The following is a 14,594-nucleotide window of genomic DNA, read 5'->3' as shown; positions in this document are numbered from 1 at the left end:
GGGCATGTGTGCGGTCGTGCTGAACTCCGCCCGGCGGAGCATCTCAGGCCTTGGCGGCCTTGAGCATGTAGCCGAAGCCGCGCTTCGTCTGGATGAGCGGCTCGGTCGAGTGCGCGTCCACCTTGCGGCGGAGGTACGAGATGTAGGACTCGACGATGCCGGCGTCGCCGTTGAAGTCGTACTCCCAGACGTGGTCGAGGATCTGCGCCTTCGACAGCACGCGGTTGGGGTTGAGCATCAGGTAGCGCAGCAGCTTGAACTCGGTCGGGCTGAGCTCGATCGGGGTGTCGCCGACGAAGACCTCGTGCGTGTCCTGGTCCATGGTCAGCTCGCCGGCGCGGATGACCGCGTCTTCGTCGGCCTGCATCGTGCGCCGCAGGATGGCCTTGATGCGGGCGACGATCTCGTCGAGGCTGAACGGCTTGGTGACGTAGTCGTCGCCGCCGACGGTGAGGCCGGTGATCTTGTCCTCGGTGTCGTCCTTGGCCGTGAGGAACAGGATGGGCGCCGTGTAGCCGGCGCCGCGGAGGCGTTTGGTGACGCCGAACCCGTTCATGTCGGGCAGCATGACATCGAGGATGATCAGGTCGGGCTCCTCTTCGAGGACCGCGGAGATCGCCTGTGCGCCGTTGCCCACCGCGCGGACGGCGAACCCGGCGAAGCGGAGGCTGGTCGTGAGGAGGTCACGGATGTTCGGCTCGTCGTCGACGATGAGAATGCGAGGTCCGGCGTTCATGAGAAACATTATCTGCGCGTCGGCTGACTCTTACCTGTGAGCCGTCGGTGCGCGCTTGGTGCACCGGTGGTGCACCGGTGGTGCGGGCGTCTGGCGCTCGCCGTGTGAAGAGTGGATGCTGAGATCATGAGCAATCCGACCGTCGTCATCGCAGGCGCCGGACTCGCCGGCGCGACCGTCGCGACCGAGCTGCGCGAGCGCGGCTTCGGCGGCCGCATCCTGCTGCTCGGACTCGAGGAGCACCATCCGTACATCCGTCCGCCGTTGTCGAAGGAGTACCTGAAAGGGGACGGTCCTCTGGAGGACGCGGCCGTCCATCCCGACGAGTGGTACGCCGAAAACGCGGTGGAGTTCGTTCCCGGTGTGGAGGCCGGCTCGTTCGAGGCGTCCGCGCACGAGCTCTTCGTGTCCGACGGCGGCCGCATCACCTACGACAGTCTGGTGATCGCGACCGGGGCGCGCGCACGGCAGCTCGGGGTCCCGGGCAGCGGACACGGCGCCGTCTTCCCGCTGCGCACCCAGGAGGACTCCACCTCCCTGCGCTCCGCCCTGGAGGTCGGTGGCCGCCGCGTGGTCGTGGTCGGTTCCGGCTGGATCGGGATGGAGGTCGCGGCCGCGGCGCGCGGCTACGGCAACGACGTGACCGTCGTCGGCCGTGCGCAGGTGCCGCTGCGCGAGGCGATCGGCCGCGAGCTCGGCGGCATGTTCGAGCGTCTGCACCGCGACAACGGCGTCGCCTTCCGCAACGACGCGACGGTGGTCGGGGTCGATGGGGGTGGCGAGCAGTTCGTCGTCCTCGCCACGGGGGAGCGCCTCCCGGCCGACGTGGTGGTCGCCGGAGTCGGCGCTGCGCCGAACTCCCTGGTGGCCGAGCGCGCCGGCGTCGCCGTCGCCGACGGCATCCTGACCGACAAGGGGATGCGGACCAGCATCGACGACGTCTACGCGGTCGGCGATGTCGCGAACCCCTTCCTCCCCGCCATCGGGCGGCACCTGCGCAGCGAGCACTGGGCGAACGCCATCGCGAGCGGCACGGTCGCCGCCCACGCCATCCTGGGCGAGCGTGCCTCGTACGACGACATCCCGTACTTCTACTCGGACCAATACGATCTGGGCATGGAGTATTCGGGCTACGCGCCCCTCACCGCCGGCTCCCGCGTCGTGTTCCGCGGAGACGTGGAGTCCCGCGAGTTCATCGCCTTCTGGCTGCGCAACGACCGGGTGGTGGCCGGAATGAACGTCAACGTGTGGGACGTGCAGGACGACATCCAGCGCCTCATCCGGTCCGGGGAGCGCGTGGAGGCCGACCGCCTCGCCGACGAGGGCGTCGATCTTGCCGCGCTCTGAGCCGTACCTGCCGCCGTTGCGCGTGCCGGTCCGGCGGATCGGTGCGCGCACGTTCGACTTCTCGCGCCAGGTGGCTGTGATGGCGGTCGTCAACCGCACGCCGGACTCGTTCTTCGACCAGGGCCGCACCTACGCCTTCGACCGCGCGGTGGACGCCTGCTTCGAGGCCGTCGCGCTGGGGGCCGACTGGGTGGACATCGGCGGCGCGCCGTTCGCGCCGGGTGAGCCCGTGCCGGTCGAGGAGGAGGTGGAGCGGGTGGTGCCGGTCGTCGCAGCGCTCCGGGCCGGCTCGGACGTGGTGATCTCGGTGGACACCTTCCATGCCGAGGTCGCCCGGCAGGCCATCGCGGCAGGAGCCACGGTGATCAACGACACGACCGGCCTGCGCGACCCGCAGCTCGCTCCGGTGGTCGCGGACAGCGAGGCCACGCTCGTCATCACCCACAGCCTCGCGGAGCCGCGCCGACCCTTCCCGCGGCCGCAGTACGACGACGTGGTCGCCGAGGTGTCCGCGTTCCTCCTGGACCGCGTGCAGCGGGCACGGGAGGCCGGGATCCCGGAGGAGCGGATCATCGTCGACCCGGGGCACGACCTCAACAAGAACACCCTCCATTCGCTGGAGATCACCCGCCGCCTGAGCGAGATCGCCGACCTGGGGTACCCGACGCTCGCCGCCGTGTCGAACAAGGACTTCATCGGCGAGACCCTCGACGCCCCGCGCTCGGAGCGGCTGGAGGGCTCCCTCGCCGCAGCGGTGATCAGCGTGATGAACGGCGCCAGGATCGTGCGGATGCACGACGTGCGCGCCTCCGTCGCCGCCGTGCGGATGACGGAGGCCGTGCTCGGGCTCCGCGCGCCCGCCTACCTCCGCCACAACATGGGAGACGTGAATGACTGACGCCCCGAACCCCACCCCTGCCCCTGCCGTGCATCGCCTCTCGCCGCTGCCCTCGCAGACCGGGCTGAGCGACGACGACATCGTCGCGCTCTACCAGGAGGGCGCGGGCGACCCATGGCTGCGGGTCAACTTCATCGCCAGCGTGGACGGCGCGGCCACCCACCAGGGGCTGTCCGGCGGGCTGTCCAACGACGTCGACGGCCGCGTGTTCGAGCTGCTGCGCCGCCTGTGCGATGTCGTGCTGGTCGGCGCAGGGACGGTCCGCGCCGAAGGGTACGGCGCGATGCGCGTCGCCCCAGCCTCGGCGCAGGTGCGCAGCGGGGCGGGCATGACCCCGCATCCCGTGTTCGCCATCGTCTCGGCCGGGCTCGACCTCGACCCGCGCAGCCCCATCTTCCAGGATGCGCCGGAGCGGCCCATCGTGCTCACCACGGAGCTGTCACGACCGGAGGCGCGGGAGGCGCTCTCCGAGGTCGCCGACGTCGTCGTGTGCGGACGGGACAGGGTGCAGGCCGAGCGCGGGCTCGCCGTGCTGCACGAGCGCGGGCTGACGCGCATCCACTGCGAGGGAGGCCCGCACCTGTTCGCCGACCTGATCGCCGCGCGCGCGGTCGACGAGCTGTGCCTGACGATCAGCCCGCGGCTGGAGGGCGGGACGGCGTCGCGCATCGCGACCGGCGCCGCGCCCATCGTCCCGCTCGGCCTGCGCCTCGCGCACACCCTCGCGGGAGACGACACGCTGCTGCTGCGGTATGTCCGCGGGTGACGCGCCGGAACTCCGCCCCCGCATCGACGCGGGTCTGGTCCGCCGGCTCGTCGACGCGCAGTTCCCGGAGTGGCGCGGCCTCCCGCTCCGTCCCGTCGAGCACGACGGGTGGGACAACCGCACCTTCCGGCTCGGCGACGAGCTGAGCGTCCGGCTGCCGAGCGCCGCCGGGTACCGGGAGCAGGTCGCCAAAGAGCAGGCCTGGTTGCCGCGGCTCGCCCCGCTGCTGCCGCTGCCCATCCCGCAGCCGGTCGCCGAGGGAGCGCCGACCGACGACTATCCGCTGCCATGGTCGGTGTACCGCTGGCTGCGCGGGCGGCCGGTCGTGCTGCTCGGCGACGTGTCGCAGGATGCGGCGCTGGCCGAAGCGATCGGCCGGTTCCTGGTGGCGCTGCGGGCGGTGCCGGTCGACGGCGCACCCGGCCCCGGGACGCACAACTTCTTCCGCGGCGCGCCGCCCGAGGTGTACGGCGAGGAGGCGCTCGCCGCGTTCCCCGTGCTGGGGACCGCTGCTGCTTCGCGCGCCCGCGAGCTCTGGCGGGAGGCGACCGCATCCCGCTGGGAGGGCCCGCCGGTGTGGTTCCACGGCGACGTCGCGCCGGGCAACCTCCTCACCACCGACGGCCGCCTGTCCGGCGTGATCGACTTCGGCACGTGCGGCGTCGGCGACCCCGCCTGCGACCTGGTGCCGGCGTGGACCATGTTCGTCGGCCGCGCGCGCGACGTCTTCCGCTCGACGGTCGGCCTCGACGACGCGACCTGGTCCCGCGCCCGCGGCTGGGCCCTCTGGAAGGCCGCGATCACCGTCCGCGACCGCCCCCGCGACCCCGAGTCGCGCGCGACCCTCGCGCGCCTCCTCGCCTGACGTCCCGCCCCCTCCTGCCCCCTCCTGCCTCCTCCCGCCCCCTCCCGCCGCCTCCCGCCGTCGACCCCCGATTCGTGACGAATGTGGGGTTACGTCGCGCCAGAGCCCCGATTCGTCACGAATGCGCCCCGCGCAGTCTGCGGAGGGTTCCCCGATTCGTGACGAATGTGGGGTTACGTCGCGCCGGAGCCCCGATTCGTCACGAATGCGCCCCGCGCAGTCTGCGGAGGGTTCCCCGATTCGTGACGAATGTGGGGTTACGTCGCGCCGGAGCCCCGATTCGTCACGAATCGGGGAGGGGAGGAGGAGGGGGAGGAGGAGGAGGGGCCTCAGGCGGCCTGGAGGGCGTGGGCGTCGAGGATCGTGTACGAGTAGCCCTGCTCGGCGAGGAACCGCTGCCGGTTCTGCGCGAAGTCCTGGTCGACGGTGTCGCGCGCGACCAGGGTGTAGAAGTTCGCGGACAGGCCCGACTCCTTGGGCCGGAGCAGTCGCCCGAGACGCTGCGCCTCCTCCTGGCGGCTGCCGTACGAGCCCGACACCTGGATGGCGACGGTCGCCTCCGGAAGGTCCACCGAGAAGTTCGCCACCTTGCTCACGACGAGCACCTTCGTGCGCCCATCGCGGAACTCCTGGTACAGCCGCTCGCGCTCGTCCACCGGGGTCGCCCCGGTCAGCTGCGGCGCATCCAACGCTGACGCCAGCTCGTCGATCTGGTCCAGGTACTGGCCGATGACGAGAATGCGCTCGCCGTCGTGCCGTGCCACCAGCTGCCGCACGATGTCCAGCTTCGCCGGGGCGGTGGCCGCCAGCCGGTAGCGCTCGTCGTCGGGAGCGGCGGCGTAGCTGAGCCGGTCGGACGGCGGGAGGTCGACCCGCACCTCGTAGCAGGCGGCGGGGGAGATGAAGCCCTGCGCCTCGATCTCCTTCCACGGCGCGTCGAAGCGCTTGGGGCCGATCAGGCTGAAGACGTCGCCCTCTCGGCCGTCCTCGCGCACCAGCGTCGCCGTCAGGCCGAGGCGGCGCCGCGCCTGCAGCTCGGCGGTCAGCTTGAACACCGGGGCGGGCAGGAGGTGCACCTCGTCGTAGACGACGAGGCCCCAGTCCAGCGCGTCCAGCAGCGCAAGATGCGCGTACTCGCCCTTCCGCTTGGCGGTGAGGATCTGGTAGGTCGCGATCGTGACCGGCTTGACCTCCTTCACCTGCCCGGAGTACTCGCCGATCTCCTCCGCCGTCAGCGTCGTGCGGCGCAGCAGCTCGTCCCTCCACTGCCGGGCCGAGACGGTGTTGGTGACCAGGATGAGCGTCGTCGTCTTGGCGGTCGCCATCGCGCCAGCGCCGACCAGCGTCTTGCCCGCGCCACAGGGCAGCACCACGACTCCCGAGCCGCCGTCGAAGAAGTTCGTGACCGCCTTGCGCTGGTAGTCGCGAAGGGCCCAGCCGTCCTCCTTGAGGCCGATCTCGTGCGGAGTTCCGGGGGTGTAGCCGGCGAGGTCCTCCGCGGGCCAGCCGAGCTTGACCAGCTCCTGCTTGAGCTGCCCGCGCGCCCACGCCTCCACGACGAACGTCGCGTCGTCGCGTCGCTCCAGCAGCAGCGGGGAGATGCGCTTGGCGTTGGCGACCTCCGTCAGCACCGCCAGATCACTGGAGCGGAGCAGCAGGGTGCCCTCGTCGTCGCGCTCGATGACCAGGCGGCCGTAGCGTGCGACGGTCTCGCTGACATCGACGGTCACTGTCTGCGGGATGGGGAACTTCGAGTACCGCTCCAGCGTCCCCAGCATGTCCTCGGCCGTGTGGCCGGCGGCGCGCGCGTTCCACAGCCCGAGCCGCGTAATGCGGTAGGTGTGGATGTGCTCGGGCGCCCGCTCCAGCTCGGCGAACACCGCGAGGTCGTGGCGCGCATCCTCTGCGTCCTCGTGTGCGACTTCGAGAAGCACAGTGCGGTCGCTCTGAACGATCAGGGGCCCATCCGACATAACTGCCTAGCCTACGCCCTGCGCCTGTGCGCCCTCTCCGCTACCCCCCCACCGTCGAGTCCACACTTTCTGCACGCGACACGCCGTGCGGGCGTGCAAAAAGTGTGTACTCGACGGTGGGCGGAGACCCGCGAGCGACGGAGGGTGCGGAGGGAGGCGGGGTCAGGGGGCGGGGCGGAGGCCCTGGATGCTCGAGAGGGGGAGGGTGCGCTCGATGTCGGCGGCGCGGTCGCGGCCGCGCAGGCGGCCGCCGCCCACGCCGGTCGGCTCCAGCAGGTAGTCGACGACCTGGCCGTCGGGCATCGCCACCTCGACGACGATCGGCTGCCGGGCGCGGACCGCCAGGTCGAGCTGCCGCACCAGCCAGCGCTCGCCGGTGTCGTCGCCCGCCTCCTCCTCCGCAATCCGGAGCCGTCGCACCAGCTCGGCGTCGCGGTCCTCCTCCTGGGCAGCACGTGGATGGGCGACCCGCTGACGTCGCAGCGTCACCTCGTTCCCGTCCGCGTCCTCGGCGACCACCGGGTAGCGCGCGTCGCTCAGCGCCCAGAACACGACATCCCGCGGGAACCGGCTCAGCAGCTCCCCGTCGGGCCCCGGAGCGAGCCGCAGCGAGGCGAGCGACTGGTCCACGTGGATGGTGCGCAGCAGCGTCGCGTCCTCCGACCGCACCGCCGCCCGCGGGCCAGCCTCCCCGGCGACGTCGTGCACCCGGACGCGGCCGTGCCGCTCCGCTGCGTCCGCGATCAGGTAGTCGACCGGCTGCGGCAGCCCCGTCAGCGAGATCGTGCTGAGGAACTCCCGGATCCCGTCCGCCGTCTCCCCGGCCGTGAGTGCGCGATCGACGGACGCGGCCGAGATGCGGAACGTCGACGCCAGCGCGCGCGACTCCAGCTCCGCGATCCCGCGCAGCCGTCCCTCGATCTCGGGCGCCAGCGGCCCGGGCGACACGATCGTCAGGTCGTGCTGCAGGTAGACCCGGTCCACCTCCGCCGGGAACTGCGCCGCCATGACCGCGGTGGCGGCCTCCGGGCCCTCGTCCACGAGCGCGGCGCCCGCCGAGCTGGGCGCCTGGTGCGCGGTCACGCCCAGCCACTCCGCAAGGCGCGTGTGCGCCTCCACTCGACGCTGCGCCTCCTCGACGGAGGCAGGATGCAGCCACGCGACGTGCTCACGGAGGCTCTCGCCCCAGGCGGCCCGGCTGCGCAGTGCGAGCAGTGTCCGCACGTCGGCCGGCAATGCGGCCAGCCATGCGGCCGCCAGGGCCTGCCAGCGCTCGGCGGTGGCCGAGTGCGACCACCCGGCTGCGTCGTCCGTCGGGAGCCACATCCCGTCTTCCACGCCCACCAGGCCCGCCCGCTCGGCGGCCGACAGCGCCACCGGAACCAAGTCGGCCTCCAGCGACAGAGCCTCGGCGAGACGCTTGACGGCCGGGAGGGCGAGGCCACCTTTCTGCAGTCGCCGTGCGCCCTCGCGGGCCAGCTCGGCGAGCAGTTCGGACACCGCGGCGACCGCCTCGAACGCCCGCTCGGCGGCCAGCCGGTCGGTGAAGCGCCGCTCGGTGTCCGGAACGGGCGCGAGCGCGGGAGGCGGGGGAGTGCTCAGGAGGTCGTCGGCCGACGGGAGTCCCTGACCGGGCCAGGCGTCCAGCTGCGTGACGACCGCGTCGTAGACGCCGTACGTCGGAACCGGGGCGTCCTCGTCGACCTCGATGAGCAGCAATGCGGAGAGGTCGTCCAGCGCGGCCGCCACGGCCTCCCGTTCGATCCCGGCGGTGGCCCCGGAATCGGCGAGTCGCGCGGTCACCTCCTCCACAGTGAGCGCGCCGCCCGCGCCCTCTGCGCCGCCGCCCGTGCCGCCTGCGCCGCCTGTCCCGTCCCCGGCGCCCCCGCGCCCGAGCACGACGAGCGCCGCCAGCCGCGGCCGGTCCAGCGGAGCGAGCGCCCGCTGCACCGAGTCGCCGTCGAGTAGCGCGTCCGCGAGGTCGAAGAAGTCCGCGATCCCGGTGCGCCGATACGTCCGCGCGTGCAGCGCCGGGACGAGCACGGCGTCGTCCAGCTCGCGCAGCCGGGCTGCGAGAGCGAGGGTGGTGGTCATCCGCCGAACCGCCGGCCGTCCGGCCTAGCGCCGGCCTTTGGCGTCGCCCGCCGGGTTGTTCGCGCGGTTCGCCGCCCGGTTGCGCCGGGCGCTGACGATCAGCAGCACGATGATCAGGATGAACGCGATCGGGAGGGCCGCGTAGGGGAACAGGAACACGGTCGGCCAGAGGCCCTCACCCGATCCCTGCTCGGCGAACTGGCCCGCCGCGGTGCCGATGAGGATGGCCGCGATGCAGACCAGGGAGACGATGACGAGCGCTGCGACGATGTAGGCGAGGATGCGCTGGAGCCGGGAAGCCGGCGGAGGGGTCTGCTGGGTCACAGAATCAAGGATAATTGAGTAAGCCCCATCCCCCATGCGAAGTGAGGTTCCCATGCCAACCGGCAAGGTCAAGTTCTACGACGACGAGAAAGGCTTCGGCTTCATCAGCTCCGATGACGGCCAAGAAGTCTTCCTGCACGCCTCGGCGCTCCCCGCCGGCGCCGTCGTCAAGGCGGGGACTCGCCTCGAGTTCGGCATCGCCGACGGCAAGCGCGGTGCGCAGGCCCTGTCGGTGCGTGTGCTGGAGGCTCCGCCGAGCCTCGCGAAGATGAAGCGCAAGTCCGCAGACGACATGGCGATCATCGTGGAGGATCTGGTCAAGCTTCTCGACGGCATCGGCTCCAACCTGCGCCGCGGCAAGTACCCCGACAAGGCGCACGGCGCGAAGATCGCCGCCGTGCTGCGCAAGGTCGCGGACGACCTGGATGCCTGAGCGCGACGATTCGGAGGCCGACGTCGCGACGCCGGCCGAGCAGGCGAGGCCGGCCGACGCCGAGCCGACGACGCCGGCCGAGCAGGCCGAGCCGACGACTCCGAGCGCCGCCCCGCAGCTGACGGAGGACGCCGTGGCGGTCGTCGAGGCCCCGGCAGAGGCGGAGCCCGACCTCGCCGTCGCTCCCGTCGCGACCTCGGCCCCGGTCGAGGAGGGCGAGGTCGTCGCCGATGAGGAGCTCCTCGCCGCCGTCCCGCTCGCCCGCGCCGCGCTCGCCGAGATCACCCCGGAGGCCACCATCGGCGCGCCCCTGGGGCACGTCGTCGAGGGTCCTCGCGTGCTCTCCCTGCTCTTCGAGACCCGCATGTCCGGCTACCCCGGCTGGCACTGGAGCGTCACCGTCGGCCGCGCCGACGAGGATGCCGAGCCGACCGTCCTCGAGGCGGAGCTGATGCCCGGAGAGGGCGCGCTGCTCGCGCCGGAGTGGGTGCCGTGGTCCGATCGTCTCGCCGAGTACCAGGCTGCTCAGGAGGCACTGGCCGTGCAGCCGGGGGAGTCCGGTGATGCGGATGACGACGACGACGACACCGACCTGGACGACGACTCCGACGACGACTTCGACGAGGACGACACGGACGACGACGAAGATGATGACGACGACGAGGACGACCGCGACGTGCGCGACCTGCACGGCGACGACGACCTCGACGGCGTGGACATCGACAGCGTCGACGTCGACTTCGACGAGGACACCGACGTCGACGCCGACCTCGACCTGGAGGCCGAGGAGGCCGCGGCGCTGGAGTCAGCGCCGACGGCGGACGGTGAGGTAGCCGAGTCCGAGGACGCCGAGGACGAGTCCGACGACGACGGTCCAGAGCCAGGTGCCGTCGGGCGCTCCGACGATGAGGACGACGACGAGGGCGACGACCCACAGCACTAGGCCGACGAGCACGGCCCGCCGGTCGTCCGTCTTCGCGGCGACCGGGTCGGGCCGTCGTTCGTCGTCTCGGAGCCAGAGGCGCATACTGCGGCTCAGCCCAGCCGCTCGACCACGTATTCGATGCAGCCGATCAGCGCCCGCACATCCGCCGGCTCGATGGCCGTGAACGTGGCGACGCGGAGCTGGTTGCGGCCGAGCTTGCGGTACGGCTCGGTGTCGACGACGCCGTTGGCGCGGAGCGTCTTCGCGACGGCGGCCGCGTCGATGCGCTCGTCGAAGTCGATCGTGACGACGACCTGCGAGCGGTGCTCAGGGTCGGCGACGAACGGCGTCGCGTAGTCGACCTTCTCGGCCCACTCGTAGAGCGCGCCGGACGACTCGCGGGTGCGCGAATCCGCCCAGGCCAGACCGCCGTTGCCGTTCATCCACTCGAGCTGGTTCTCGAGCAGCACCAGCGTCGCGATGGCCGGGGTGTTCAGCGTCTGGTTGAGGCGCGTGTTGTCGACCGCGTTCTTCAGGCTCAGGAACTCGGGGATGTACCGCCCGCTCGCCGCGATGCGCTCGACGCGCTCCAGGGCGGCGGAGGAGAACAGCGCCAGCCACAGTCCGCCGTCTGAGGCGAAGTTCTTCTGCGGGGCGAAGTAGTAGACGTCCGACTCGCTCACGTCGAGGTCGACGCCGCCGGCTGCGCTGGTCGCGTCGATCACCGTCAGCGCTCCGTCGTCGCCGTGGACGCGGCGCACCGGCGCCATGACGCCCGTCGAGGTCTCGTTGTGCGGCCAGGCGTACACATCCACGCCATCCACGACCTGGACCTCGCTGCGGGAGCCGCCCGGCGCCTCCAGAACGTGCGGAGCCTCCAGCCACGGCGTCTTCGCCGCCTTGGCGAACTTGCCGCCGAACTCGCCGAACACCAGGTTCTCGCTGCGCTTCTCGATCAGGCCGAACGCCGCAGCATCCCAGAACGCCGTCGAGCCGCCGTTGCCGATGACGACCTCGTAGCCCTCGGGGAGGCGGAACAGCTCGCCCAGCCCCTCGCGCACCCGGCCGACGAGGTTCTTCACCGGCGCCTGGCGGTGGGAGGTGCCGAGCAGCGCGGCGCCCGCTCCGGCGAGGTGGGCGACCTGCTCCGGGCGGACCTTGGAGGGTCCGCATCCGAATCGACCGTCGGCGGGCAGCAGCTCAGAGGGGATCGTGACGTCCGGCATAACTGAAGTGTATTGGCTGTTGCACTGCAAGGACGGCGCGCCCGGTGTCCCCGTCCCGGCCTGCGCCGGCCTGTCAGCCGCAGCAAGTAGGCTGATATCCGACGTTCGCGCGCCGTCACGTGGAGGGGTTCATGACCGATCTGATCGATACGACCGAGATGTATCTCCGCACCATCCTGGAGTTGGAGGAGGACAACATCGTCCCCCTGCGTGCGCGCATCTCGGAGCGTCTCGGGCACTCCGGTCCGACCGTCTCGCAGACCGTCGGGCGCATGGAGCGCGACGGCCTGGTCGTCGTCTCGGGCGACCGCCACCTCGAACTCACCGACGACGGCCGCCGCAAGGCCGTGCACGTCATGCGCAAGCACCGCCTGGCCGAGCGCCTGCTCAGCGACGTGATCGAGCTGGAGTGGGAGTACGTCCACGAAGAGGCCTGCCGCTGGGAGCACGTGATGAGTGAGCAGGTCGAGCGCAAGCTGCTCACCATGCTCGGCCACCCGACCGTGTCGCCGTACGGCAACCCGATCCCCGGATTGGGGGAGCTCGGCGCTCCGGAGGGCGCACCCTCCACTGAGAACCTGATCAACCTGGTCGACGTGGTCCGCGGAGCGGATTCCGGGGTGACTGCCAGGATCCGCCGCCTCGGCGAGCCCGCGCAGGTCGACCCCGAGCTGCTGCTGCAGCTCAAGCAGGCCGGCGTTTTCCCCGGCTCGACCGGCACTTTCTCTCCCGCCGGATCGTACGTGGTCGTGCAGATCGACGGCTTCGAGCCCGGCCTCGAACTGCCCAACGAACTCGCGGCGCACATCTTCGTCGACGCCTGAGTCCCGTTACCGATTCGTTAAAAAGTGGCCGAATCGGTGTGACAAACGGCATTCCGTCCCGTAGTCTCTTACGAGTCCGAACGGGCCAGAAGCCGGCCCATCAGGACCCTGGATCGTGACGCTCCACCCCCCTGTCACCCGTCTCGCGATCCGTGAAGCCGAAGCCACCCAGCTTTGGACGGGGGCAGCTCCCTAGTGCTGCCGGAGCGCTGGAGGTCAAACTTTGGCACAGTCGAGCACGCCCGGTCCCGACGAGGACCGCACGAACCCGAACCAGAGCCGCTCTTCCGCCGTCTCCCGTCGTGCCCTGCGCACGACCGGTGCGGCGCCCGCGTCCGCCCACCCGGCAGCGACGCCGGCGCGTGCTGCGGCGTCGACGGCCACCGGCTCGTCATCCGCTCAGCAGCCCAAGAAGAAGCGCAAGGGCGGCTGGATCGTCAACGCCGGTGTCATCACCGTCGCAACGGGCCTCATCGCGACGATGTCGCTCCCCGCGTTCGCGTTCAACCCGAACGGCGCCGACAAGGCCGGCTTCGGCCCGAGCGCCGCGGACTCCATGAAGAAGGCGCAGTCGCAGACCGTCGAGGTCGGCGGTGTGGCCTCCGCGTCCGTCACCCGCGAAGCAGCCTCCGCGACGACCCAGGAGCAGCTGAACGCGCAGAAGGCCGCCCAGGAGGCCGCCGCCGCTGCCGAGGCCGCCCGTAAGCAGGCCGCCGTCGAGCTGGCCACCTACGCGACCAAGTCGTCGACCGGCCCGTCGGTGTCCGACTTCCTGGCGAACCCGCCGTACCCGAACTTCAGCCTCTCGCAGGTCTTCTCGGTCGCCCAGCAGTACATCGGCACCCCGTACGTGTACGGCGGCGCCAGCCCCGCCGGCTTCGACTGCTCCGGCTACGTCATGTACGTGTACGCCCAGTTCGGCATCAACCTGCCGCACTCCGTGTCCGGCCAGGCCGCCATGGGCAAGCGCATCTCGATCAACGACGCCCAGCCCGGCGACATCGTCATCATGAACGGCCACGACGGCTTCTACGCCGGCAACGGCAACATCATGGATGCGCCCGACACCGGCCGTTCGATCTCCATCCGCCCGATCTGGACGAGCGACTACTACATCGTCCGCCTCGGCATCTGAGCGTCAGCCTCCAGTCGCTCCTGCAGTCCTGACCGCCCGGTTTCCGGACGGTTAACACTCCGCACCACAGCCCGCAAGCGGCGCGCCCCGAATAGGTGGCGCGCCGCTTTTGGGTTACCCTTGCGTTCTGAGCTGCCTCGCGCAGCCGCAGATTCGGAGGATCCGATGGCCGGAACACGTTCCGCCGGGTCGCTGAGGGCGACCGGGTGGGACGAGCGCGGCCTCGACTTCCTCGCCTGCCGCCACCACGTGGAGGCCTGCCAGCGCCACCATGTGGCCTGCCACCACCATGCCGCCGTCACCTTGGGCGCTGTCCGCACGGACAGTGCCCTTTTTGTTTGCCTGAACACCGGTTCTCGCCTTTTCCCGGAAGGTCGCAGATGAAAACTCTGGTTCTGAACGCCAGCTACGAGCCGCTCGGCGTGATCTCGACGCGGCGGGCAGTGATGCTCGTCCTCGCCGGCAAAGCGTCCACCGTCGCAGGGAGCGGGGCGCAGCTGCACAGCCGCTCCCTGGTCCTGGATGCGCCGAGCGTCGTCCTCCTGAACCAGTACATCCGCGTGCCCAATCGCCGCATCCCGTTGACCCGCAAATCGGCGCTGGAGCGCTACGGCCACGTGTGCGCCTACTGCGGCAAGTTCGGCGACACCCTCGACCACGTCATCCCGCGCGCCCGCGGCGGCACGCACACCTGGGACAACGTCGTCATCGCCTGCTTCCGCTGCAACAACGTCAAGTCGGACCGCCTCCTCAACGAGCTCGGCTGGAAGCTCCCCTTCGAGCTGAAAGAGCCGCACCTCAACATGGCGTCGCTGATCAGCATGCGCTGGAACGACCCCAACTGGGACGAGTACACCGAGCCGTGGCGCCGCCACGAGCTGCAACTCGCCGGCTGACCCTTCGCTAGACTTGGGACGCCAGCCTCTGTAGCTCAATGGAAGAGCAGTTCCGTCCTAAGGAAACGGTTGGGGGTTCGAGTCCCTCCAGGGGCACCTTGGGGTTGCAGAAAAACACCTGGTCAAGGGCGAAATTTTAGCCATGGATAACG

Annotated in this window: 14 protein-coding genes, 1 tRNA gene and 1 pseudogene; 10 read left to right on the top strand and 6 right to left on the bottom strand. The window is 70.9% G+C overall.

Translation table 11 applies throughout. The features are described 5' to 3' along the window. Positions 1-43: 43 nt before the first annotated feature. Positions 44-736, bottom strand: coding sequence for a response regulator transcription factor (locus SB754_RS11330; protein ID WP_410782425.1), 693 nt, complete (start codon positions 734-736; stop codon positions 44-46). A gap of 126 nt (positions 737-862) precedes the next feature. Here SB754_RS11330 and SB754_RS11325 point away from each other — a divergent pair, with 126 nt between their 5' ends. The 4 genes from SB754_RS11325 to SB754_RS11310 are packed head-to-tail and all read left to right on the top strand — an operon-like array spanning position 863 to position 4,612. After that, on the top strand, positions 863-2,083 hold the full coding sequence (locus SB754_RS11325) for an NAD(P)/FAD-dependent oxidoreductase (protein ID WP_410782424.1): 1,221 nt from the start codon (positions 863-865) through the stop codon (positions 2,081-2,083). Continuing rightward, on the top strand, positions 2,070-2,981 hold the full coding sequence (folP, locus tag SB754_RS11320; RefSeq protein ID WP_410782423.1) for a dihydropteroate synthase: 912 nt from the start codon (positions 2,070-2,072) through the stop codon (positions 2,979-2,981). The genes SB754_RS11325 and folP overlap by 14 nt, the downstream gene beginning before the upstream one ends. Next, positions 2,974-3,747, top strand: coding sequence for a pyrimidine reductase family protein (locus SB754_RS11315; protein WP_410782422.1), 774 nt, complete (start codon positions 2,974-2,976; stop codon positions 3,745-3,747). The genes folP and SB754_RS11315 overlap by 8 nt, the downstream gene beginning before the upstream one ends. Beyond that, entirely contained in the window at positions 3,734-4,612 is an 879-nt protein-coding gene (locus tag SB754_RS11310) for an aminoglycoside phosphotransferase family protein (protein WP_410782421.1), read from the top strand. The genes SB754_RS11315 and SB754_RS11310 overlap by 14 nt, the downstream gene beginning before the upstream one ends. A 329-nt stretch (positions 4,613-4,941) precedes the next feature. Here SB754_RS11310 and SB754_RS11305 read toward each other — a convergent pair whose 3' ends face one another. The 3 genes from SB754_RS11305 to SB754_RS11295 form a co-directional block, all read right to left on the bottom strand. Next, positions 4,942-6,585, bottom strand: coding sequence for a DNA repair helicase XPB (locus tag SB754_RS11305; protein WP_410782420.1), 1,644 nt, complete (start codon positions 6,583-6,585; stop codon positions 4,942-4,944). A 162-nt stretch (positions 6,586-6,747) separates the two neighbouring features. Beyond that, positions 6,748-8,679: a helicase-associated domain-containing protein gene (locus SB754_RS11300; RefSeq protein ID WP_410782419.1), complete on the bottom strand. Its 1,932-nt coding sequence runs from the start codon at positions 8,677-8,679 to the stop codon at positions 6,748-6,750. 24 nt (positions 8,680-8,703) lie between these two features. Further along, positions 8,704-9,003 (bottom strand): hypothetical protein, encoded by a 300-nt coding sequence (locus SB754_RS11295; RefSeq protein WP_410782418.1) that lies wholly within the window; start codon positions 9,001-9,003, stop codon positions 8,704-8,706. A 52-nt stretch (positions 9,004-9,055) separates the two neighbouring features. Here SB754_RS11295 and SB754_RS11290 point away from each other — a divergent pair, with 52 nt between their 5' ends. Together SB754_RS11290 and SB754_RS11285 are read left to right on the top strand one after the other, a co-directional pair. Next, positions 9,056-9,436, top strand: a complete 381-nt coding sequence (locus SB754_RS11290) for a cold-shock protein (RefSeq protein WP_410782417.1) — start codon at positions 9,056-9,058, stop codon at positions 9,434-9,436. Continuing rightward, entirely contained in the window at positions 9,429-10,379 is a 951-nt protein-coding gene (locus tag SB754_RS11285; protein WP_410782416.1) for a DUF3027 domain-containing protein, read from the top strand. The genes SB754_RS11290 and SB754_RS11285 overlap by 8 nt, the downstream gene beginning before the upstream one ends. Here the strand turns inward: SB754_RS11285 and SB754_RS11280 are convergent. Together SB754_RS11280 and serC are read right to left on the bottom strand one after the other, a co-directional pair. Next, positions 10,308-10,463: pseudogene (locus SB754_RS11280) on the bottom strand (DUF2530 domain-containing protein); the annotation flags it as partial. The gene SB754_RS11285 and the pseudogene SB754_RS11280 overlap by 72 nt on opposite strands. 8 nt (positions 10,464-10,471) lie before the next feature. After that, positions 10,472-11,587, bottom strand: coding sequence for a phosphoserine transaminase (serC, locus tag SB754_RS11275; protein WP_410782415.1), 1,116 nt, complete (start codon positions 11,585-11,587; stop codon positions 10,472-10,474). A 131-nt stretch (positions 11,588-11,718) separates the two neighbouring features. On the opposite strand from serC, the gene SB754_RS11270 reads away from it, so the two are divergent. The 4 genes from SB754_RS11270 to SB754_RS11255 all read left to right on the top strand — a co-directional run bounded on the left by SB754_RS11270 (position 11,719) and on the right by SB754_RS11255 (position 14,538). After that, positions 11,719-12,411: a metal-dependent transcriptional regulator gene (locus tag SB754_RS11270; protein ID WP_410782414.1), complete on the top strand. Its 693-nt coding sequence runs from the start codon at positions 11,719-11,721 to the stop codon at positions 12,409-12,411. 223 nt (positions 12,412-12,634) lie between these two features. Next, positions 12,635-13,546, top strand: coding sequence for a C40 family peptidase (locus tag SB754_RS11265; protein WP_410782413.1), 912 nt, complete (start codon positions 12,635-12,637; stop codon positions 13,544-13,546). A gap of 380 nt (positions 13,547-13,926) precedes the next feature. Beyond that, positions 13,927-14,442 (top strand): HNH endonuclease, encoded by a 516-nt coding sequence (locus SB754_RS11260; RefSeq protein WP_410782412.1) that lies wholly within the window; start codon positions 13,927-13,929, stop codon positions 14,440-14,442. A 24-nt stretch (positions 14,443-14,466) separates the two neighbouring features. After that, positions 14,467-14,538 (top strand) — tRNA-Arg (locus SB754_RS11255). Positions 14,539-14,594 lie beyond the last annotated feature (56 nt).

It is taken from the genome of Leifsonia sp. SIMBA_070 (assembly GCF_046534635.1).
GTDB lineage: Bacteria > Actinomycetota > Actinomycetes > Actinomycetales > Microbacteriaceae > Leifsonia.
The sequence above is the reverse complement of the archived record's forward strand: the minus strand, read 5'-3'. Positions and strand labels throughout refer to the sequence as shown.

Bases quoted from the DNA above. Each gene is read 5' to 3' on its own strand.
- SB754_RS11290 (WP_410782417.1), top strand. From the start codon at position 9,056: ATGCCAACCGGCAAGGTCAAGTTCTACGACGACGAGAAAGGCTTCGGC.
- SB754_RS11285 (WP_410782416.1), top strand. From the start codon at position 9,429: ATGCCTGAGCGCGACGATTCGGAGGCCGACGTCGCGACGCCGGCCGAG.
- SB754_RS11330 (WP_410782425.1), bottom strand. From the start codon at position 736: ATGAACGCCGGACCTCGCATTCTCATCGTCGACGACGAGCCGAACATC.
- SB754_RS11305 (WP_410782420.1), bottom strand. From the start codon at position 6,585: ATGTCGGATGGGCCCCTGATCGTTCAGAGCGACCGCACTGTGCTTCTC.
- SB754_RS11315 (WP_410782422.1), top strand. From the start codon at position 2,974: ATGACTGACGCCCCGAACCCCACCCCTGCCCCTGCCGTGCATCGCCTC.
- SB754_RS11310 (WP_410782421.1), top strand. From the start codon at position 3,734: ATGTCCGCGGGTGACGCGCCGGAACTCCGCCCCCGCATCGACGCGGGT.
- SB754_RS11260 (WP_410782412.1), top strand. From the start codon at position 13,927: ATGAAAACTCTGGTTCTGAACGCCAGCTACGAGCCGCTCGGCGTGATC.
- SB754_RS11270 (WP_410782414.1), top strand. From the start codon at position 11,719: ATGACCGATCTGATCGATACGACCGAGATGTATCTCCGCACCATCCTG.
- SB754_RS11300 (WP_410782419.1), bottom strand. From the start codon at position 8,679: ATGACCACCACCCTCGCTCTCGCAGCCCGGCTGCGCGAGCTGGACGAC.
- SB754_RS11325 (WP_410782424.1), top strand. From the start codon at position 863: ATGAGCAATCCGACCGTCGTCATCGCAGGCGCCGGACTCGCCGGCGCG.
- serC (WP_410782415.1), bottom strand. From the start codon at position 11,587: ATGCCGGACGTCACGATCCCCTCTGAGCTGCTGCCCGCCGACGGTCGA.